This window comes from Klebsiella sp. KE9456 (genome assembly GCF_043832615.1).
In the GTDB taxonomy this organism is placed as follows: domain Bacteria; phylum Pseudomonadota; class Gammaproteobacteria; order Enterobacterales; family Enterobacteriaceae; genus Klebsiella; species Klebsiella indica.
The window spans coordinates 21,347-40,780 of sequence record NZ_JBDYQK010000032.1; the positions used below are offsets into that span (position 1 = coordinate 21,347).

The following is a 19,434-nucleotide window of genomic DNA, read 5'->3' on the forward strand; positions in this document are numbered from 1 at the left end:
ACCTCAGTAGTTCCGGGGTTTGAGAATGGCCTGTGCTACTTGAATACCCCGTGGATCTTCGTCTTCTTTTACGCGGCGTACCTGAACCATCAAATCGTAAGGTTGCGGTCTGTAGTCCTGAGCCTGCCCAACAAGCTGAACAGTCACCGGAATGCGGTATTGCCAGGCATAGGTTTTGGTGCCACGGATAAGACCTTCCGTGATCAGGGTTCCAGGAGTTGTGGAAAGTTTTACGTTCAGACGTTTTTCACTGATATCTTTCAGCAGCCCACTATCGGACAGCGCTTTACGGAAACTAACGTACCCTTCAGCGCTAAAATCGCCGCGGACGCTGGTTAATTGGTTTTCGTAATTCACAAAGTTCAGTGAAAGCGATTTGATCATTGTACGGTTGGCAAAGTCCATCACCTCTTCCGCCGTGTAAGCGGGTTCATCGGTTGGATGAACTTCTGTGATCATGCCCCCATTCGTTGCAATATATTTGGTTTTTTTCTGGTGAAGCCAGTAACCCTGAAGACCAATGATAATGATTGCGACTAATATGATTAGCGTTTGAATCAAAATTACTTTTAAACCATGTTTCGATACGATTTCTTGTACCGTTCGGTTACTCTCTTCAGCCAGAGCTGGAGCAAGGGCGTTGCTGTCATCATCAACGACTGAGTTTTGATCCGAGTCAGTTTGATCCATAATATTTTCACCATTTTGTGTTTTCATAGAGTTTCTCTTTTCAAAAGTTTGTGTTAGAAAATCACGCAGATCGTTAATGAACAATGAGGTATACATGAGCGAACATAATGATTACGAATCCTGTGCAGTTATCATGTGCGAACGACGAAAAGCCACCGCCGTTTTGCGCAAAATCCCGCCAGAAAACCTTGAACAACTCATTAATATGTGGTCCGACATTGCACAGGGAATGATCGAGAAATTTAAGGAAGAACAGAAGGCCACTGAAGAGAAAGCCGCAGCCACAAAGCGGTTCATGGAAGAACACAATATTACGGCTGATGAAGCTCTCCAGATCTTCGAAAATCTCTTTGGTCCGTCCACGAAAAGTAAATCCACTTTTGGAAAAGTGAAGTACCGGATCGAAGTTGATGGAAAGTCCATAACCTGGACAGGAAAAGGTCGCCGACCTGCAGCGTTTGCCGAGATGAGCGACGATGAGCTCAAAAAATATGAAATCAGCTGAAGACTGGCTGCATACTGTCAGACGTTTCATGAATGAAGATTCGCTTGATACGTATGTAGACTCAAAACGTGATGTTCTACCTGCCACAGAATTTATGCGTTTACTAACCGCGGCGGAACACCGCCGCGTTGAAATACGAACCGGCAAGCTATTCGATAAAATCCCGAAAGGACTCTTCCGGTAGTTACAAATGGAACGGGAATGCATCACTGTTTGCATCCTCACCACTTCCACTCGCAGCTGCCGGATTGTTTAATTGCACATTTTTAGAAGATGCGTTGGGCAGGATACCTGACGTATCTGGCAGTCGGGATGAAATCGTTGACCACGGGTCCAGCGTCGTATTAGTCAGGCTCCCCCACTTCTCATTAATCTTCGATTTAACCGTATTGCATACCTCATCCTTCACCTTATCAATAATGTCGCTGATAGACGGAAACTGTGGGATTTTAAGTGATACCGATAGCGACCCCAGGCACTGTCCGAGAGAATCAGACGTACTGGATTCGCTTTTTGCGGCGTTGTTAATCCTTTCCACTTCCTGCTTATAGGCAGCATCTGCACCAGCTTTTGCCAGTTCGTATGCTGCACAGGTCTGTGTTGCCGCAAATGAGCTCACAGAAATGCAGGAAAACCCTACTGCAACGAGTAGGGTTTTTGTTTTATGGCCGAGGCGCTGACTTTGCGACTGGTGCATGAGTCTGTTCTCTCCTTTCATCATCTTTTCTTTTTGCAGAATTTGAAGGATGAAAAAGCTGCTTCATTACTGTTTTGTTTTTTACCTCATCTGAGGCCGCTTGTAAATGCTGAGGCTGTTTTTCATTTGCAATTGTGTTTTTGTAAAGCAAATTTTTACCCCCCTGATCTACATGTCCATAACCATGCAAAACAATTCCACTTTCGGCATTTTTATTGATTGCTGAAAGAGTCATATACGTTTTCCAGTTTCCGTCTTTATCAATACGCTTGTTCACTTTTCCAATCACGCTATGGTACTCACCGGACTCCTTATCCTTTGCGATCCCCTGCATGAATCCTTTACGCGACTCAACAAGGAAATAATCTGGGCGTTCGCCTTTTTTATGCGGTGCGATCAGCAAAGGTGTACCCGCGGTTTTTGACTCTTGAGGGAGTTTATAGCCTGTGGGCTTTGTCATGCTTTCTGGAGCTGGCTTACCATTAGGCAAGAACCAGTACAGTTCTTTTTCAGGCACGGCCTCACGGCTGAGATCAACACCGGTAATCTGCTGAATTGTTGTGCGGAGCTTCTGGAAGGTTGCAGCATCATACGGAACCAGTTCAGAAGGCTTATAGGCCTGTTCATTCCCTGCTGTTGGCTGTGGGTATACAGGCTTTACTTCCCACTCATTACGTTTGGTCTGGATAGTTTCATAACGAACGATCTTGTTGCTTTCATCACGGACAGGTGCATTCACCTCAACATCCACAAATCCCAGCTTTCTGACTGTAACAAGACGTTCTGTGTCTACACCAGCATCTTTAACCGCTCTCTCAAGGTCTTTCCCCCAGAGTGTCTTCTCTCCATGTTCATTTTTGAGGGTGACAAAGTAGTTCATGGATTCATCTTCTTTCCACTCATACTTAGCACGTCCATGCGCGACGATAACGCCTTTCTCCCAGGGTTCACCTGCAGCTTTATCTTCCTTTTGAGTATCAGATGCATTCTGCTTCTTCGGCTGCACAGAGGCCGATTCTTCCCAGCGCATTCCATTCTGCTGAACTGATGAATTTGTCTTTTCGTTTGCCCCTTCCTGCTTATTCGCATTTGAATCAGCAACATTTTCTTTTGCCGTTTCTTTTGCTGTTTCATTTGCTTTTTTGAGTTCGAGCAATTTAACCCTTTGTTCTGGGTTAGTCAGTTTCACCTCAATGTTGTATTCACTGATAAGGTTAAACACTCGCTCTTTAAATTCGTCACTGCCGGTGATTTCAATACCACGATGATGTTGCTTATCCGCGGTTAGAACGGCCGCCAGGATCATCTCGTCACTCTGGCTGGCTTCAGGGGTAGCCATACGCAGATGTGAGCCGTAATCGTAAAACGCATCCTGTCCATCAAGCGTATACGCCGTATAGTCTTTCTCTGCTCTGTACCCAAACCGGGCAATTAACCCTTCCAGGTCTATACGTTCTTTTGGGGGCGTTTCTGCATTATCGTTGGTTGCCCAGCGTATGCCGTTTTCCAGTTCTTCGTTTGTTTTTTTCTTCTCCTCGGTTTCATTTTCAGCCGGGGCGGTATTAGCTACAGATTCGCTGGGCGCTATCCTTTCAGGCTTTTGCTGAGCGGAGTCAGTTGTTTCACCGCCAAAGGCCATCATAGCGGCATACGCCTCAAGATCACTGGCGCTATTACTCTCTTCATCATCGCCGTCTCGATCTGTTGGTGCGGTGTATTCCGGTTCAGCAGCTGCAGGGGTGCTGGACACCGGCACAGCTTCCTCCGGTTCGGCAGCTGCAGGGGCGCTGGCCACCGGCGCGGTTTCCTCCGGTTCAGCAGCTGCAGGGGCGCTGGCCACCGGCGCGGTTTCCTCCGGTTCAGCAGCTGCAGGGGCGCTGGCCACCGGCGCGACTTCCTCCGGTTCAGCAGCTGCAGGGGCGCTGGCCACCGGCGCGGTTTCCTCCGGTTCAGCAGCTGCAGGGGCGCTGGCCACCGGCGCGACTTCCTCCGGTTCATCAGCTGCAGGGGCGCTGGCCACCGGCGCGACTTCCACCGGTTCATCAGCTGCAGGGGCGCTGGCCACCTGCGCGGCTTCCACCGGTTCATCAGCTGCAGGGGCGCTGGCCACCGGCGCGGTTTCCTCCGGTTCGGCAGCTGCAGGGGCGCTGGCCACCGGCGCGGCTTTTTCAGGATCTGCAACGGCAGCGCTGTCAGTCGAGCTGTGATTAACGTCAGTAATGTTCGGGTTATCAGTCGGCATAGTGTCTACCCTGTTCATTTGATTAATGGCTCCTTCTACCTGCAATCTGACTTGCTCCAGCCCTTCAGAGACATGCAAATCGTTGTAGTCAGTAAGCCCTTCTTTCGGGTTGCTAAAGGCAGGGACCAGAACATGGCCGGCAGTCAGCTCTGCAGCTTCTGTCGCTTTTTCTAGCCCAACGTTCTCGTCTTTATAAATGTCATTGTCAGCAAGGAAGTAATGAGTGCTGTTTGGAAAGGTGTCTTTCAGGCGGCCAGCAACTTCCACCATGTTGCCGGCATTAACCGTCATGATCACAGGCTGATTGATGGCTTCGCTGATACTGGCTGCTGTCGCATATCCCTCGGCATAAAGCAGGTTGTCACCATCCTTCAGTTGACCACCCACAACGAAAAAACTCCCCCATGCCTGGCCGTCTTTTTCAAGGTGTTTACTACCGTCGGACCAGATGCGCTCAAGGGTCCTGAACTCGCCATCAGCATTAAACAGAGGGATCACAACGTTGCCCCGCTCATCAGCTTTAAGGCCGTTAGCGGCAATGACCTGTTTGTTTTTCAGGTATGCCAGATCTCCCGTGGCATCCGGAAGCCGGTTATATTCTTCCATCAACCGGTTAGCGGTCTGATCAAACTTATCCGCTTGCGCTGCAGCTCTTTGTTCACGCCTTGCCGCAGCATCAGCACGGAGCATGGCCATTTGTTCAGGGTTAGGGGCTGCGCCGGTAGATACCCATTTCTGAATTTCACCACCGTTCTTATAGTCCCTGTACCACCCTGCAGGTCGGCCATCCAGAAAGGCGGCATACACCCCCTTTCTTGAACCAGCTTTACCGTCCACGGTATCGACATAATGCTTCTGGCCATCGAACTCTATGGGGTCTTTGATAATGGCACCGCGCTCTTCAAGCCACGCCGTAAATTCATCTTCAATGGCCTGAATATCCAGGGGCGGTTCTTCGATCACTTTATTGGGGTCAAAAATCCACTCTTTCAGCCGGCTCAGGTTGGCCCCCGGCTGTGCATACCACACCTTTTCTTCCTTCACGTAGTCCAGAGCATTACTGCCATCAGCCAGTTTGCCGGCCGCACGTATTGCACGTTGGCGATCGTCAAAGGGAATACTCAGACGGGTTCTTTCAGTTGCAATTTCAGGTTTCGCCATACTGTCTACCCCTGTAGTTATGTGTTATCGCTGAGAGCGCCGGTACCACCACGGCCGCCCGGTAAGTTTTTTCCCGCGGATAACCCGGAGAATGACCTGGTACAGCACCGGTAACGTGTAGCCCATCATGGCCAGCAGAAAGTAAAAGAGAACCACACAGGTGCAGATAACAAAGGTTTTTACTGACGGGAACGGAAACCAGATGAAGTACACAAGAAACGAGATAACAGGCACACCAAAAACCGTCAGTGGCCGGCCGGCATAACGCCATTTGTTAATGTCCATACTTGCCCTCTTTTAACGCCAGATAGTCCATATATCCTGCGACCTCGATGACTTCCGCTTCGTCGATCAAACCTTCCTGGTGCATTGCCCAGGCGTTCTGAATCAGACTGCGGTTTTCAGCGATCAACAGGTCGTCGATGTAGCGGCCCCACTTGCTGTAATCAACGTCATAGAGTTTGCGGCGCAGGCTGTTATCAATGACGAGATATTCACGGACAGCCTTGCGCCGGCCGTCTTTTGTTTTAAGCAAGCGTTGCACGATGATGTAAGAAAGGATACTCAGCAGGTCAAAGGCGGCAGCTTCACGCATTTCCGGCGGATAGTTCTGCAATGATCGGGAAATGGCTTCTCCGACCGTTTTGACGTGCAGTGTGCCAAGACAAAAGTGGCCGGATTTACCTGCCAGTACAGCAGCTTCAAATGACAGGCGGTTAAGGAGCTCACCAACCCCCATAATCTTCGGAGAACGACGGAGCCCGGAGAGAGTGATAAAATTGTGGAAGGAATCAATATCGCGCCCAATCTGTGACTGTGCCGGCGCCGGCGCAATCCAGTCTCGACTTCCCAGGCGATACTCGATGGGATCTTCAACCGTGATGATTTTCCGGTCCTGGTACGTTTCACCGCAATACTGGAAGATGCTGGCCATCAGGGTTGACTTGCCCGATCCCGTCTCGCCGCATATCAGTCCGAGGCCGGCAGCCGGCAACAGAGAATTAAACAGGTCCGGCTCAATACCCATTTGTTTAAGCTGAGGAATAACCTCATTCAGAACACGGAGTGTCAGAGACATTGCCGCTTCTGTTTTATAAATATCGGCCTGAGTAAAGTTCGCGCGGAACCGGCGGGTTTCGCCGCGGCCGAGTCCAATCGTGCCCGCTTCATCACCTCTTAGCTGGATAGCGGTATTAACGACCGCAGCACTTTTCAGCGTCCCTTTGATCTCCTGACCGAACACCTTATCAACGGTACGTTCCAGCTCCAGGTTGTCGAGCGGGTAAGATGTCATGGGCAACTGGCGCCCATGACGTTCTACCCAGATTTTATCTCCGCCCTGCAACAGAATATCGGACACTTCATTGTTTGAGCAGTGTACGAGAAAACGTTCCAGCGTCTGGGGCGTCAGCGTTGGACCAAAATTGAATGCTTCCATCTACTGCCCCTTAACGTATGGTCGGTTTCCAGCTGCGTTTGTTGATGTCAAACTCAGCTTGCTGCTTCATACGTTTCGTTTTATCGCCCAGCATGAGGCGGTTTTTATCCCCTGTAACTGTTTGCTGCTGCTGTGTGATGACTGGAGCCTTAATCATGCCCTGCTGCAGTAGCGTGCTGTAGCGCAACATGCCGGTGTAATCCCGTGTGAGGCGATTGAAATTAGCAGTGAATATCTCATCAGCTTTTTGGCGACCGTCAGACCAGCCCAGCGCGACAGCTTTTTTCCAGATATCACGTTGTTTCCCGTCCTTCGGCATTGCAGCCGGTTCAGGCAATTCGATCCGCTGCGCCATCAGCCCGGTCAGAAGATAGCTTTTCCAGGTCGGCGGGTTACTGACAAAGCGCGCCGGCACCACAATGTCATAGGCACGGTTGGCCGTTCGGATTTGCTCATTGGTAATGTGTGCAACGTCTTTAGCTTCAGCAATGACCGGAGGCAGGTAGCCTTCAGAAGAGATCAGCGGCTGGAACGAATACATGTAATCAAGGTTGCTGCGCTGATTTTCCAGCGCGGCGCGAATTTCTTTAGCGCGTTCTGCCTTTCCGCCGCGAAATCCAATGGTGTGCGCTGCGTCGTTTAGCATACTGCCAGTAACATCGGCCTCATCGTCACTTTGGCTTGGCGGGTCCATGTAGTAATCCAGGCCTTTAACATCGGAGTCGTCCGCGCGTGCAACGTTCGCAGCAAGCAGCGGTAACGTCAGAAGCACGATCAGTTTAAGTTTCATGGGCGGGTCCCTCTGAGGAATGAACCTTTCTTCGATGGTGTGAGGTAAAGCAGCTGCAGTTCACCGGGTTTCTGGTTGATGGTGGCACGGTACTGCGTTTGTTGTCGGATCAGGGTCAGCAACTGTTCAAACGTAACCTTCGAACCACCAACATCGATATTGAGTGGAAGCGGTAACTTGATCCCCTGACTGGTGAATTGAAGGCCACGCTGTTTAGCCAGTTGCTCCAGTAATTCGTAAGCATCACCCTGCCAGCTCACACGAACATACTGACTGTTTGCATTGATAATGGTAGGGAATTTGTAACGGGTCCTGTTAATGGCTCCAGCCTGGTAAAGCTCATCCTGTGCGAGTTTTATCTTAATGGCTTGCTCACGCAATTCCTGATCTACCAGCTGCTGTGCAGAGATTTGTTTTTCCTTTTCGCTTTGAGAGGCACACCCGGCAAGAGCTAACACAGAAACGGCCGCGAGGACCGTTTGCATTTTGATTTTCATTTCTTACTCCATTTTACTTCGGATTGAATTTGTCGTCGCTTTCACTTCTGAATTGCATTTCATTTTTACTATTATTTTGCTCACGAATCAAACGATGTTTCTCGTTTTGAGCATACGCCTGCTGAGCGGCATCTGTGAAGGTAATGCCCTGCGCGACAGGGTGATTGTGGTTCACAGCTGCATCGACGATACGATTACAGCACAGTTCCTTAAACTCGCCGTCACCATCAACACGAACAGATTTGGCTTTACCAGCAATCGTTAATGCAATTGCAAGGTCAGCCGTTTTCTCTTTGTCGATTCCATTACTTTCTGTCAGCACAATATGACCACGATCAGCCGCTACCGGTTTACCGTCGCGCTCAAAGATAACAGTACCGTCTTTCAAAAGCCGTGGCTTGACACCATGACGTGCTGAGGCCATTACGGCCACATCATCACGATCATGACTGGTGATGGCGTTAAAGGTACGGTTGAACCCGATCTGCTCAACCAGTTGCTGTTTATACTTCTCCTTCTTCCTGGAGGAATAGGCAAAGCCCCTCATTTGGCTGAGCGCTGCCTTATCACCCTTCAGTGCTTCCTGTTCGACCCACTCCCGGTAAGAAAGCCGTGGGTTAGCCGCCCTGAAGCCGTTGCGTTCTTCACGCAAGCTAAGACGCAGATTGGCAACCGCCTGCAGGCGTTTGAACTCAGCCAGGTTGTACATCAGCTTTCTGGTATGAGGATCTGAAACAGAATGCCGGACGTTATTTTTCACCAACCGGGTATGTTGGGCAATTTTCCGGTATTCATCGGCGATGCGATCCTTATCCGGAGAATATATCGGTAAATTGTTTCGGTAGGCGCGATAGCGACCCTTGAGCAGCATTCTTTCTTCTGCGCGCTCAATTTTACGCTGCAGACGTTTATTGGCATCTCGACGATAAGCACCAGGGGTATATGCGGTTTTAAATACCGATACTTTGGCCGGTTCAATATGTGAAGGCTGGTATTCACCAAAGCGCTCTTCCATCGACTTCAGGGTATATTGCGCCTTGTTAAATACCAGACTCGCCTTAACAGCCGTCTTCTGGTTTTGATGTTCGTGGGTAATGACGTAGCCCTTTTTCCCCTGTGCTTTTTCGACACGAAGACCGATGTCTGCAAATGTCTTATGCACATCATCCCAGCTTTTGGCTTCACGAAGCCCAGCTGAAACATGGATCAAGTTTTGACGACTACCGCCTACCTGTTCATCACCAACGATATAGCGATAGAGCGTTTCAACCCCCTCTTTATTCTCCATCTTGTTGATGCGATCGAGTGAGCGCCAGTTGCCCCGCTCTTTCTTGCTGTGAGGGTTCCGGACAATCTGTTGACGGTCATTAACCACATATGCACCGTTTGAATGGGACCAACCATTCTTCAATTCCAGTAAGCGGCACGCCTGATGAAGAGTGTCTTTGGTAAAGCTCGATGAGGCTGCTTTATATGTCTGGGGATTGATGCGGTTAACAGCAACATGCACATGCAGGTTATCTGTATCCCGGTGGATGGCAGCAACATACTGGTGATCGGACATGCCCATCGATGCCAGTGTAAACTTCACCGAATCGAAAACCTGATCATCATTCGGCTTTTCATAGTCAGGCCATGAGAGAACATAGTGCATAACTGGATCTTTACAGCGTGTGCTTTGCTGAGAAACTGAATTCATTTCCTGTGCTGCACCATCGAGCGAGAAGGTATTGTACTGGCAGGTAACATCACCAACCACAACACGCTGTACACCTGGCTCAACATCCACCGGTGTGCTGATCACTTTCTGCTTACGGGTCAGGTAATTGTTTAACCCTTCGAACATATCTGATTTAACAGCCAAAGCCGTCTCAGGAGTAGGCTGAACTGTATCAGTCAACTCCTGAGACGGCTTGTCTGCCATGTACTTAATCAGCTGACCAAAGCTGGACTTTTTGTCCCTTCGGCCCTCAATGATTTTAGGTATCACCATCCATCTCCTGTTGCAGTTTCTGTGCGGCCTTTTTGACCTCGATCAGAATCTCTGAATACTCCTTGCTATGAACTCCGGCACCTTCGTTAAACAGATGTTTTTGAAGGGCTGTTATCTTTACAAGAGCGGCAAGTGCATTGTAATTGCCTTTCGATTGAATGCGCTTTCCAAGCCCAGATTTGATAAGATATTGACTAAGACTAAGCCCTGCTTCATGGGCCTTTTCGGTGAGTTTAGCTTTCACTTCTGTGGAACATCTCACCTGGATTCGATCGTCTGTTTTTCTGCTCTCGCTACGGCTCATCAGATAGCTAACCTCGTTAGGGGGTGTCGGGGCTTGCCCTGACCAAGACGTTTTTGGACGGCCGCCGCGTGTCGGCGGTACTCCAAAAACACATCTTGTCCCGTACTTAAATACCTCATTGAATTCTACCATCGGCGAGGTTTGAAAGCCAGCAGCGAAGGGCCTGGCAGGCAGAGCAATTGAATCGTGCCGGGCATCATGTAAAATCACCCGAATAGCCTGGGTCGATTTTCTCCGGTTCGGCATGGCGATTTTGACATTATTGGGAGGGCATATGCCTGCAAAAAAGAAAGCATTTTATAGCAGTGAGGACATCGGAAAATTCAAAAGCATTCTCGACGACTTGCCTGATGTGACGTCGGAAAGGCTTGAGAAAAAGCACGTACTCGACGAGCTTAAGTCTGACATTAAGAAGCTGAAAGATTCGAAAGGATATGAAGATAAAGAGATACTGAAATTCCTCAACGATGCGGGTTTTTCAGACGTTACATTACGTGATATCAAGGACATTACTGCCGGACGAGTTGGAAAAAAAAGAACCAGCAACAGCCGAAAAAAAATCACTGGAGTTGACGAAGAGCAGCGCACACAAAATAGCTCTACCGCTCAGAATCCTGACGCTTCAGGTCCGCAGTATTAACCTTCACCTTTCACATATAGCATCCCACATTATGATATAGCTCCCGGCCTGTCAGGCCGGGCATGGGTGCTGCCTGTTCGTGTAATTGTGCGTGCATACTTGTCACCGTTCCGGTGACAAGGGCACTCATTGGCCGGAAAAAAATTTTCCGGTTCCGCTGCGATGCAGCGCTCAATGGTGCGCACGTTCAGGGCCACGATCCGCCCTTGATCCCGATAAATTTACAGGGAAAGGAGTCCGGGCAAGGATATTAAAAAGGGGCGCATACAGCGCCCCTGAGACAGTTACAGATTACATTGCGGCTTCTTTAATCCGCCGGAACACTGCCAACCAGAAACGGAAGTGATCCCATTGCGCTGCGTTCATCGGATGCGACTTTGTTTGCACTCCGTTTGCGACATCTTCAGCATAGTGTATAATCCACAATGGCATTTTGAACCTCACAATTTAAATTGCCTACCCAGCCGGATTGTTGGCGCAATCCGGCACCTTTTCTGGATTTCAATGATTCATCACCTCCTTCACATCCAGAACCAAAAAGTTATCGTTAGCGTGACGCTGCCCTACGATGAAAACAGCATCAAAGCGACTTACTGCAACTACGTTTAGTTTGCCTGTAACCTCCTTTCCGTTGATGTTGATGGTTTCATAGAGCACCTCGTATTCCTTCGCAGAATCGGAATACTTCTGCTCTTTCCAGTTTTCTATCTGTGCGATCAGCTCCGGGGCCAGCTGCTGACGAACACGGTTTAGTTCATAGTCACGATTGAGAATCAGGCGGTAATCTTTAATTAGCTGGTTGATAACCTTGTTCTCATCCCACTCGGATAGCAGTGGGCACTGTTCGCACTGTATAACACCATCTTCAATCAGTTTTTCTCTGATGCCATTAACTACCTGTACAGCACTTAATTCACTGTCGTAGTTCTTTTTAATTTCTTCGCTTCCCGGATATACCATAGCGACATCATTAAAATGGCTTACGATTAATTCTGACACAATAAGGGTATAAACCTCATAAGGGTATAAGGCCGCCATAATATTCTCTCCACGTTATTTACAGAGCGTTTTAATCAATATCCACTTTTAAACTTCACGATTATTATACGTCTAATGAGCCATTGCAGGCAAGAAAAAAATGCCCCTTTTCGAGGCAAATTTTTAACCGGTTTACCACTCCCAAACGGTCAGTTCTGGCACCTGTTCCGCATCCCGGTCAAACCAAATCCAGTCGAACCCGGCACCATTTAACGCGGCTATATTATCCAAAGCACTTGCACTGATCCCCGCCCTGGTTAATTCCACTCGCCATTGTTCAGTAGCAGAAATACGCAATATCCACCCATAGCGATTTTTCTCGATCCAGAACAAACCTTGACCGGACAAGTCATCGTTACAGACCTTGTCCAGTAGTTCCGCGTCTTCTTTTTTTACATGGCCGGTACTGACGACCGCCACCCGATATTGTTCACTGATATTCATACTCCCCCCTCTGGATTGGCGGCCCGCGTCCTGCGGGCCGTTCTAACTCAAATACTCACTGCGGGTAATCATTCATATCCGGGAACGGCGGTTCATCATGATTTTCAATGCCTCCCTGGCCTTCTGCACTGGTGTTACGTGGCCCAGCTCCCGGCAGCATCTGCATTTCGCCGTTATTATCGATCACAATTTCCTTATTGCTGCGCATTTTGCCGTCTGTCCCTTGCCATTTGTTATTACGAATGCGCCCGACAAAATACAGCATCATACCCTTTTTGAAGTACTTCCCAGCTGCTTCGGCTTTCTTTCCAAAAATGACAATATCATGCCATTCCGTTTCTTTTTGCTCCTTCCCTTCGTTGTCGCTGTAGCTGATTTCTGTAGCCAGCGTCAGGCTCGCAATGGCCGTTCTGTTTGGGGTGTAACGCACTTCTGCATCTTTGCCAGCACGCCCCATCAGAATCACTTTGTTTTCGCCACGTTTCCACATAATACACCTCATATATTTGATGTTTATCAGTAAAAAATGGGAGGATTAAGGGGGATTTCTCCCCCTCTTTTTCAGTAAAACTTCACGTTCGATTTCAGGGCTTTTTCAAAGTCTTTTACAAAGGAATTTGCAAAAGTGTAATCACGATGAATAAGCTGTTTTGTTTTAGGATTTCGCCACTCAACCTGCACTGATTCGGCTGAGTATTCGATCACCTCGATTTGATTTTTCACACCGAGATAATCAGCAATTGCCATTACGGCATTCACTTTTTTTTGGTCTGCTTCTTTCATTTCAACTCCTTCGCCAGTCGGGGCGCTACCGCGAAAGACTCAACTGCCTTTCGATGTAATAATTATACGTCTAATGAGCCATTTTATCAACTCATCAGACGTATTTTTTTTATTTAATTTTGTTCAAATATGAACATCAAATGATGCCAGACATCTAACCTAATGGCTTGAATTTGGCCTTGTTGTAGGTGATCCGGTAGTCTTTGCACTTCCCGTTCTGCCGCAGGAACTCCAGCGAGACAACGTTAGCAGCGGCAAAATTGATGCACATAATGCTTTCCAGCGCCTCGAACAGGTCGGCTCCATTGGCAAGCGGAAACCACAGATCGTTGTCGCTACCGCTTAATTTTTCATGCAGACAGAAATGCACAGCACGCACGCCGCCAAATTCCGTAACCAGCACCGTATTGCTGGCGCGAATATCAGTTAGTGTTAACATTTTTCCCCCTGTCAGTATTGGCCCCCTCACGGGGGCCGCCGTTTCAGTCAATCGCGCGGTAAATCAAACCGGCTTCGGCGTGCTGGTCGGCATATAATTTGAGCTTTTCCTGCTGGGTGATCAGCATGTCGCAGATGTGCTGATAGCCTTCATCATGTGCGTGCCAGATCATGTGGTTCAGGGTGAACAGGGTCAGCACGATACCGGTAGCTTCTGCGGACAGTTCCCCTTCGAACCAGTTACCGCTAACCGATACCGTGAAGCGCTCTGCGCTCAGTGGGTACATGAAGCCGCTACCGCAAGACAGTTCGACGAACTCCCAGGAACCGCCTTGATAATCGACGCAGAGAGAGCGTGCGAGGTTGTAGACACCGGCCTCACCTGTGAGATACCAGGCGCCGAACAGACGTGGCAGAAAGGCCATGCGGCGGTTATTGGGGATAATGCGTGCAGTGATGGCGGGTTGATTCAGTTCAGTAGACATTTTCTGTACTCCTGCGCCAGTCGGGGCGCTACCGTCGAAAGACCGGATTGCCTTTCGATGTGATTATTATACGTCTAATGAGCCATATTAATCAAGCAAAAAATTCCCGCCTGCCTGAATATTTTCAGGCGGGAGAACTCTTTCCCCTGTCCATTTTTGGGGGCAGGATCACGCCTGCCCCCTTCTGATTCACATGATTACTATGACTTTGTTTCAGCGTTAAAGTGTACGGCGGCGATCCTGACCAACGGGATCACCGCGCTTTCTTCATCGAGCACACGAAAATTTATCGCTTCCCCCAGGTGCATCAGGTTAGCGATAAAATCAACGATGATTTCGGAAACCGGGTGTCCGTCGCAGTCCTGCTCATTCAGGCGCGCAAACAGCGCCAGCGCCTTAGCGGCCTTGATTGCCCGCTCTTCGTTTTCTTCGTCCATACTGCCGAAACACCATTGCCCCTTTTCAATCAGGGCCAGCGTGTCGTAATAGGCTTCATTCTGGGACATGTTTTTTCCTCCTGCGCCAGTCGGGGCGCTACCGTGAAAGTTCGCTGCGTTACTGCGTGAATTAGCCGTTAATCACCTTCGTGATGCACTCCAGCGCCTCAGACTCCTGCGGATAAAGTCGGCGTGCAGCTCCTTCACCAGACTGGATTTCTTCCAGCCGGATAAACTGCGCCGCCAGCGCCACGACTTTTTGCAGCGCCTCGGCATTGACCTCTATTTTTCGATCGCGGGCGGCATCTTCGCGCACCTGCTTTGCCAGGCTCCAGACGGTATCTTTTCCGACGCCATAACGGCTGTGTGAACTGCATTCCGCGATTTCTGCCAGAACGGCTTCGGCCTCATCGTCAGTGAGGTTCATATCACTGGTGCAGTCATGGACATCTTCAGCAGTCCAGATCAGCAGGCTGATCCGCTGCTGTGGATCAAAACTATCGAGAAGCCTTGCGCAAATTTCATTTACGTTACCGTGCATTGTAAAACTCCTGCGCCAGTCGGGGCGCTGCCGCGAAAGACCGGATGCCTTTCGATGTGATAATTATACGTCTAATGAGCCATATTAATCAAGCGATTTTTCACGCTCATAGCTGCTACAGGCAACGCTGTAGCCGTTTGCATCCAGTTCTGAAGGCCAGTCGTCACGCCCGCAACCTGACAGCAGGCAGGCGCTGAGGTGCCCAGGGCGATAGTCGAGATGCTGGCATGAGGCGCAAAGGTCATCATCTGAGATTGAGCGGCCTGCACAGATAGGCGGCGCTCCATCAGTGGGAATTTCTCGAATATGCAGCGTTGTCACTTTTTTTACTCCTGCGCCAGTCGGGGCGCTGCCGGTTAGGGATGCAGGGGGCTGTCGCCCCCTGCGGCGGTTCAGTCCTTACCTTTATCCTTCATGACTTTAATCAGCCCGGTAATGGCTGTAATGAGGGCGGCCACGGCCGTGATAATCTGAGGGAGGTTATGGAGGATTTCAGAAGAGGTCATAATGCACCTGTAAGGCTGTTTAGGAAGGTACTGATTTGAATCAGTAAAAACATTATACGTCTAATGAGCCATATATGCAAGCAAAAAAACGCCCCGTGTAGGGGCGCTGTGATTATTTTACATACTGCCAGACATGCGGCGGGATCTTATCCCAGATGCGTCCCGATGCCAGCTCTGCGCGGCGATGGTCGGCGGCAGCCTCAAAAGCCTCGGTGTCCTCCGGCGGCACCTGTCCACGATCCCGCATGGATTCGTACATTTTTTCCAGTGTGTCCGGGTTACGACTGCGCCGAAAACGGAGAAGGTAAAAACGCCTCCGCGCCTGATAAACTGTTTCCGCCATGTATCTGCGTCCTGAGCGCCTTGTTATTTCGCATAGTATTCACGTTTTGGTTGAATAAGTCTTCGACTATACGCCCCTTGCGGGGCGTAGCAGGCGGTCAGCCCCAGGTGCTGTAAAAATGGCTTTCGTTAGGATCGGTCTTATAAGCCTGTTCGTACTCGTCAATGCTGACAGACGGATGCTCATGGTTTTCACAGATGCGACGGGTCACGGGTTCGCCTTTAAAGTCGTTCAATACCGGCTTTAACTCGCCAGACATTGCACTGTCTGCTTTCACCTGCTGCGCAGCGATGCGGCGCAGTACGGCGGTTTTCTTACCGCGCAGGGCGATCACCTGATAAAAACAGGTATTTGTCTGCTCATAACCCCAGCTGGAAACAAAAACATCACCAAGAGAAACGGAGCCGTTACGGAACTGAAGGGATTGAATAGCCATATTTATTACTCCTGCGCCAGTCGGGGCGCTACCGCGAAAAGCCTCATTGCCTTTCGATGTGATTATTATACGTCTAATGAGCCATATTAATCAAGCAATAAATACATGCCCGGCATGATTTTTTCAGGCCGGGGAATACTTCCTTTCCCTGTTTATATTTCAGGCCGCAAATGCGGCCTGCCGTCTGCATTACACGCGAGGGGGTAACATTCCGGGATAGTGACTGGCAACCAGATTATTGATCTTCTCAACCAGCTCCGGGCGTTTAAACGTAATGTGCGCGCTGCCCTTTTTGTAATATCGCACGCTGAAGTAATCACACTCGAACACCTTACCGTTGAACTGGTTTTCACTGAAAAAGGCATCCAGTTTGGCACCGTCAGAAACGCGGTAATCAGGCACGTTACGCCCGTCCAGCACGTAGAACGGCCGCGCCAGATCGTCAATTTTGGTGTGCCCGTCTGAGCTGAAGCGCACCCAGCTACTGCGCCAGACATCGAGCAACGGCGCGATGATGATACGCTTGCCAAACATGCAGGGGTTATTGGTTTTATAATCCCACGACAGGGATTTAAAGATATCAATCAGCCCTTGCGTGAAAGTATCGGCCTTGCTTGCGTTCAGGTGCCGGAACGTACTCATAACGTTCTCCAGCGTTATCGGCGGCATTTCCTCGCCTGCCACCTGCCGATCCCATTCCTGACGTTGTTTGTTGCTCATCAGCGTATACATGCCGGTTTCCGACATCAGCCGATCCCAGATTTTTCCGTCGATAACGCGGGAAATAGCCGTTTCGGCCTGGTCTGGTCTGGTGTCGCTCCATTTGATCGCGCTCTCTACGGCTTTGTCGTAGTCATACAGGTACTGACAGCCTCCGGCCTGCTGCATCAGATCGCGCGCTTTTCGCAGCTTGTCTATGCCGTCGAGATAGACGCGAATACCTTCATTCCGCAACGAGATAATGCGCTCAATAGCTATGGACGGGATCACTTCACCGCCATGCTGGCAGGACATCAGATCGACCGACGGGAGAGTTTTTTCAGATGACATTTCAGACTCCTGCGCCATGCGGGGCGCTACCGTAAGGGGTGAACAGGGCTGGCAATGCCAGCCCATCAATGATTATTTGCAGCGCTGAAGCAGTTTACTGACCTGCTCGGCCAGCGCATACGTGGACGCATACGGGCCACTTAAACGACGGTTAGGGATTTCGTTGAGGGCATACAGGCACGCCTTCAGCAGCGCATCTTTCTGCGTTTCCAGTTCAGCTTTAAGCTGGGAGGGGGTCAGTGCTTTACTCATAATTTGTTACTCCTGCGCCAGTCGGGGCGCTACCGCGAAAAGCCTTATTGCCTTTCGATGTGATCATTATACGTCTAATGAGCCATAACAATCAAGCGTTATCTGATTAATTTTCTTTGTTTTTTCCTGAACTCCTTTCCCTGTAAATTTTGCTTTTCAGATCCCCATCAGCCCGATGAAGGTGCTTTGCCGGCATGGTGCAGGGGTTCAGGCATCAGACACTAGCGATAGCCCGAAACCCCGCAGGGGGTTCGGCGGAGCTGCCAGGCTTTGCCTGGCTAGCGGAGTGTGGCTGACGACTGCCCGACGGGCAGGAGCCGAAGGGGCCCAGAGGTGTTTTAGTACGACAGGCCAGCCAGAAAACGCCGGCAACTGAGCAGAAATGAACAGGGAAGACACGCTGTGCGGGCGTCAAAATTAAGTTAACTTGCAGACACCAGGGCGGGATCACATCAGAAAAGGCCAGAATAGGGGGCAGGACTCGTCAAAGACATAAAAACGATGATGGGTACAGGTTTTTTAAATGCGCGCCCAGAGAGCGGCTCAGCGCGTTTCAGGGCAATACGGGTTCGATGCCCGTATTGCCCTGCAGGCGGCAACCACCGCGTCAGCCTTCAGCCCCGGCCAGATAGCGGCTTAGCCCCTCACGGGAAGCCAGCACCGACGCTCTGAACTGCGGTTCGCCGTCACCCAGCGCCTTCAGCTTCTCCACGATATTGATCATCGGCACGGCTGTGCGCTGCTTATAACTCTCGATGTCAGCAGCATATTTCAGTAATGCCGTATCACTCGCCTCTTCAACTGGCAGATAAGCACGCAACCACAGCGCATCTGCGAACGGGTCTATCAGCTTTTGCAGCGCTTCAGCCGTTGCTTCAAGCGCCCGCCGGTCAGTTTTAATGGTGCCAGTCTCCGGATCAACACACTTCCCTTCCCAGCACTCAGGTACAAACGACTCCCGATAATGAAAACCGTTGTCTCCGTTTTCCGCACAGGCCAGAAGGTTCTCGATGCTTTCAGGTGTTCTGTGCCGTAACATCCTGGCCGTTGCCATACCGATCGCATTTATCATGATGCCATGCAGTCCCAGCGCCTCCTGACGGTACTCCGCAGCGATATCATCCTGGGCAATATCATTCCAGCGCATCGCCTGTGCCCAGGCAGTCCAGAGCTTTTCTGCCATATCACGCTGTTGCGTCGAGGGAATGCTGTTGGCCCGCAGGTTGAGCATTTTTTTCGTCGCATCGTTCAGTGCTTTAAAGCTGATCAGCCGTGAGCTTTTCGCCGGGACCACGTTGTGTTCAAAATCCACTGTGCCCGCCAGCCCGGTGACGGTTCGGGCCAGATGCATTGCCAGCTGGTTGACCGGATCATTGTTGTTATATGCCATACTGATCGCCGCTGCCGGTTTGCTCGCGTTGTTATTAATATCAGCGAAAAACTGCTGGCGTAACTCAAGTGGCAGGCCAACGGTAAGCAACAAGCTGATCGTATCTTCCGTATTGGAATAATCGCGTACAAATTCAAAAATACCCAGCGCACGGTGCTGGCCATCGAATAATTTTAAATCAGCGTCCATCGGAATTTTAAGAATCCCGGTGATGCTGCCAACTTACTGATTTAGTGTATGATGGTGTTTTTGAGGTGCTCCAGTGGCTTCTGTTTCTATCAGCTGTCCCTCCTGTTCAGCTACTGACGGGGTGGTGCGTAACGGCAAAAGCACC

The 19,434-nt window shown here is 50.0% G+C and carries 27 protein-coding genes; 4 read left to right on the top strand and 23 right to left on the bottom strand.

Going from position 1 to position 19,434, the window contains the following annotated elements; genetic code table 11:
• Window positions 1–3: 3 nt before the first annotated feature.
• Entirely contained in the window at window positions 4–717 is a 714-nt protein-coding gene (locus ABK821_RS22935; protein ID WP_004187467.1) for a DotI/IcmL family type IV secretion protein, read from the bottom strand.
• Window positions 718–784: 67 nt separating this feature from the next.
• Here ABK821_RS22935 and ABK821_RS22940 point away from each other — a divergent pair, with 67 nt between their 5' ends.
• Together ABK821_RS22940 and ABK821_RS22945 are read left to right on the top strand one after the other, a co-directional pair.
• Entirely contained in the window at window positions 785–1,195 is a 411-nt protein-coding gene (locus ABK821_RS22940; RefSeq protein ID WP_004187465.1) for an H-NS family nucleoid-associated regulatory protein, read from the top strand.
• Between the two features lie 28 nt (window positions 1,196–1,223).
• Window positions 1,224–1,379, top strand: a complete 156-nt coding sequence (locus ABK821_RS22945) for an Hha/YmoA family nucleoid-associated regulatory protein (RefSeq protein WP_172693602.1) — start codon at window positions 1,224–1,226, stop codon at window positions 1,377–1,379.
• Here the strand turns inward: ABK821_RS22945 and ABK821_RS22950 are convergent, their stop codons facing one another.
• Genes ABK821_RS22950 through mobA form a run of 8 tightly spaced genes read right to left on the bottom strand, consistent with a single transcriptional unit; the run spans window position 1,380 to window position 10,527 of the window.
• On the bottom strand, window positions 1,380–1,892 hold the full coding sequence (locus tag ABK821_RS22950) for a hypothetical protein (RefSeq protein WP_011091071.1): 513 nt from the start codon (window positions 1,890–1,892) through the stop codon (window positions 1,380–1,382). It lies immediately after the preceding gene.
• Window positions 1,858–5,295 carry an LPD7 domain-containing protein gene (locus ABK821_RS22955; RefSeq protein ID WP_015586048.1) on the bottom strand — a complete coding sequence of 1,146 codons (3,438 nt, stop codon included), beginning with the start codon at window positions 5,293–5,295 and terminating at the stop codon, window positions 1,858–1,860. Before ABK821_RS22955 ends, ABK821_RS22950 begins: the two co-directional genes overlap by 35 nt.
• Before the next feature lie 24 nt (window positions 5,296–5,319).
• Window positions 5,320–5,580 (bottom strand): IcmT/TraK family protein, encoded by a 261-nt coding sequence (gene icmT / locus ABK821_RS22960; RefSeq protein WP_004187310.1) that lies wholly within the window; start codon window positions 5,578–5,580, stop codon window positions 5,320–5,322.
• A complete protein-coding gene (traJ, locus tag ABK821_RS22965; RefSeq protein ID WP_004187313.1) occupies window positions 5,570–6,733 on the bottom strand; it encodes a plasmid transfer ATPase TraJ in 1,164 nt (387 codons plus the stop codon). The genes icmT and traJ overlap by 11 nt, the downstream gene beginning before the upstream one ends.
• A 10-nt stretch (window positions 6,734–6,743) precedes the next feature.
• Window positions 6,744–7,523, bottom strand: a complete 780-nt coding sequence (locus tag ABK821_RS22970; RefSeq protein ID WP_004187315.1) for a type IV secretory system conjugative DNA transfer family protein — start codon at window positions 7,521–7,523, stop codon at window positions 6,744–6,746.
• Entirely contained in the window at window positions 7,520–8,020 is a 501-nt protein-coding gene (locus ABK821_RS22975; protein ID WP_004187320.1) for a DotD/TraH family lipoprotein, read from the bottom strand. Before ABK821_RS22975 ends, ABK821_RS22970 begins: the two co-directional genes overlap by 4 nt.
• 13 nt (window positions 8,021–8,033) lie before the next feature.
• Window positions 8,034–10,013 carry a TraI/MobA(P) family conjugative relaxase gene (gene traI / locus ABK821_RS22980; RefSeq protein WP_004187323.1) on the bottom strand — a complete coding sequence of 660 codons (1,980 nt, stop codon included), beginning with the start codon at window positions 10,011–10,013 and terminating at the stop codon, window positions 8,034–8,036.
• The gene (gene mobA / locus ABK821_RS22985; RefSeq protein ID WP_172740549.1) at window positions 10,000–10,527 is read right to left on the bottom strand and encodes a plasmid mobilization protein MobA; all 528 of its coding nucleotides are present in this window, start codon (window positions 10,525–10,527) and stop codon (window positions 10,000–10,002) included. Before mobA ends, traI begins: the two co-directional genes overlap by 14 nt.
• A gap of 34 nt (window positions 10,528–10,561) precedes the next feature.
• On the opposite strand from mobA, the gene ABK821_RS22990 reads away from it, so the two are divergent.
• Window positions 10,562–10,957: a hypothetical protein gene (locus ABK821_RS22990; RefSeq protein ID WP_019725163.1), complete on the top strand. Its 396-nt coding sequence runs from the start codon at window positions 10,562–10,564 to the stop codon at window positions 10,955–10,957.
• Between the two features lie 501 nt (window positions 10,958–11,458).
• On the opposite strand, the gene ABK821_RS22995 is transcribed toward ABK821_RS22990, so the two are convergent.
• From ABK821_RS22995 to ABK821_RS23060, 14 genes are all read right to left on the bottom strand, one after another.
• Window positions 11,459–11,995 (bottom strand): hypothetical protein, encoded by a 537-nt coding sequence (locus ABK821_RS22995; RefSeq protein ID WP_004187332.1) that lies wholly within the window; start codon window positions 11,993–11,995, stop codon window positions 11,459–11,461.
• A 132-nt stretch (window positions 11,996–12,127) separates the two neighbouring features.
• Window positions 12,128–12,439, bottom strand: a complete 312-nt coding sequence (locus ABK821_RS23000; protein ID WP_004187333.1) for a hypothetical protein — start codon at window positions 12,437–12,439, stop codon at window positions 12,128–12,130.
• 55 nt (window positions 12,440–12,494) lie between these two features.
• The gene (ssb, locus tag ABK821_RS23005) at window positions 12,495–12,929 is read right to left on the bottom strand and encodes a single-stranded DNA-binding protein (RefSeq protein ID WP_019725164.1); all 435 of its coding nucleotides are present in this window, start codon (window positions 12,927–12,929) and stop codon (window positions 12,495–12,497) included.
• Window positions 12,930–13,000: 71 nt separating this feature from the next.
• On the bottom strand, window positions 13,001–13,222 hold the full coding sequence (locus ABK821_RS23010) for a hypothetical protein (protein WP_004187336.1): 222 nt from the start codon (window positions 13,220–13,222) through the stop codon (window positions 13,001–13,003).
• Between the two features lie 154 nt (window positions 13,223–13,376).
• A complete protein-coding gene (locus ABK821_RS23015; protein WP_004187337.1) occupies window positions 13,377–13,661 on the bottom strand; it encodes a hypothetical protein in 285 nt (94 codons plus the stop codon).
• A gap of 43 nt (window positions 13,662–13,704) precedes the next feature.
• Entirely contained in the window at window positions 13,705–14,145 is a 441-nt protein-coding gene (locus tag ABK821_RS23020) for an antirestriction protein (RefSeq protein ID WP_015059999.1), read from the bottom strand.
• A 200-nt stretch (window positions 14,146–14,345) separates the two neighbouring features.
• A complete protein-coding gene (locus tag ABK821_RS23025) occupies window positions 14,346–14,651 on the bottom strand; it encodes a hypothetical protein (protein WP_004187339.1) in 306 nt (101 codons plus the stop codon).
• 61 nt (window positions 14,652–14,712) lie between these two features.
• Window positions 14,713–15,123 carry a DUF1380 family protein gene (locus ABK821_RS23030; protein ID WP_004187342.1) on the bottom strand — a complete coding sequence of 137 codons (411 nt, stop codon included), beginning with the start codon at window positions 15,121–15,123 and terminating at the stop codon, window positions 14,713–14,715.
• Window positions 15,124–15,207: 84 nt separating this feature from the next.
• The gene (locus tag ABK821_RS23035; RefSeq protein ID WP_011154457.1) at window positions 15,208–15,444 is read right to left on the bottom strand and encodes a hypothetical protein; all 237 of its coding nucleotides are present in this window, start codon (window positions 15,442–15,444) and stop codon (window positions 15,208–15,210) included.
• Window positions 15,445–15,741: 297 nt separating this feature from the next.
• A complete protein-coding gene (locus ABK821_RS23040) occupies window positions 15,742–15,972 on the bottom strand; it encodes an Hha/YmoA family nucleoid-associated regulatory protein (RefSeq protein ID WP_004187345.1) in 231 nt (76 codons plus the stop codon).
• A gap of 97 nt (window positions 15,973–16,069) precedes the next feature.
• Entirely contained in the window at window positions 16,070–16,408 is a 339-nt protein-coding gene (locus ABK821_RS23045; protein WP_004187354.1) for a hypothetical protein, read from the bottom strand.
• Window positions 16,409–16,597: 189 nt separating this feature from the next.
• Complete coding sequence (locus ABK821_RS23050; protein WP_015059998.1) at window positions 16,598–17,458, bottom strand: DUF4942 domain-containing protein; 861 nt, start codon at window positions 17,456–17,458, stop codon at window positions 16,598–16,600.
• 72 nt (window positions 17,459–17,530) lie between these two features.
• Window positions 17,531–17,710 (bottom strand): hypothetical protein, encoded by a 180-nt coding sequence (locus tag ABK821_RS23055; RefSeq protein ID WP_004187364.1) that lies wholly within the window; start codon window positions 17,708–17,710, stop codon window positions 17,531–17,533.
• Between the two features lie 607 nt (window positions 17,711–18,317).
• Complete coding sequence (locus tag ABK821_RS23060) at window positions 18,318–19,313, bottom strand: DGQHR domain-containing protein (protein WP_228146417.1); 996 nt, start codon at window positions 19,311–19,313, stop codon at window positions 18,318–18,320.
• Window positions 19,314–19,362: 49 nt separating this feature from the next.
• Here ABK821_RS23060 and ABK821_RS23065 point away from each other — a divergent pair.
• Window positions 19,363–19,434, top strand: a 72-nt coding sequence (locus tag ABK821_RS23065; protein WP_001568368.1) for an IS1 family transposase, incomplete at its 3' end; no start/stop codon positions are given.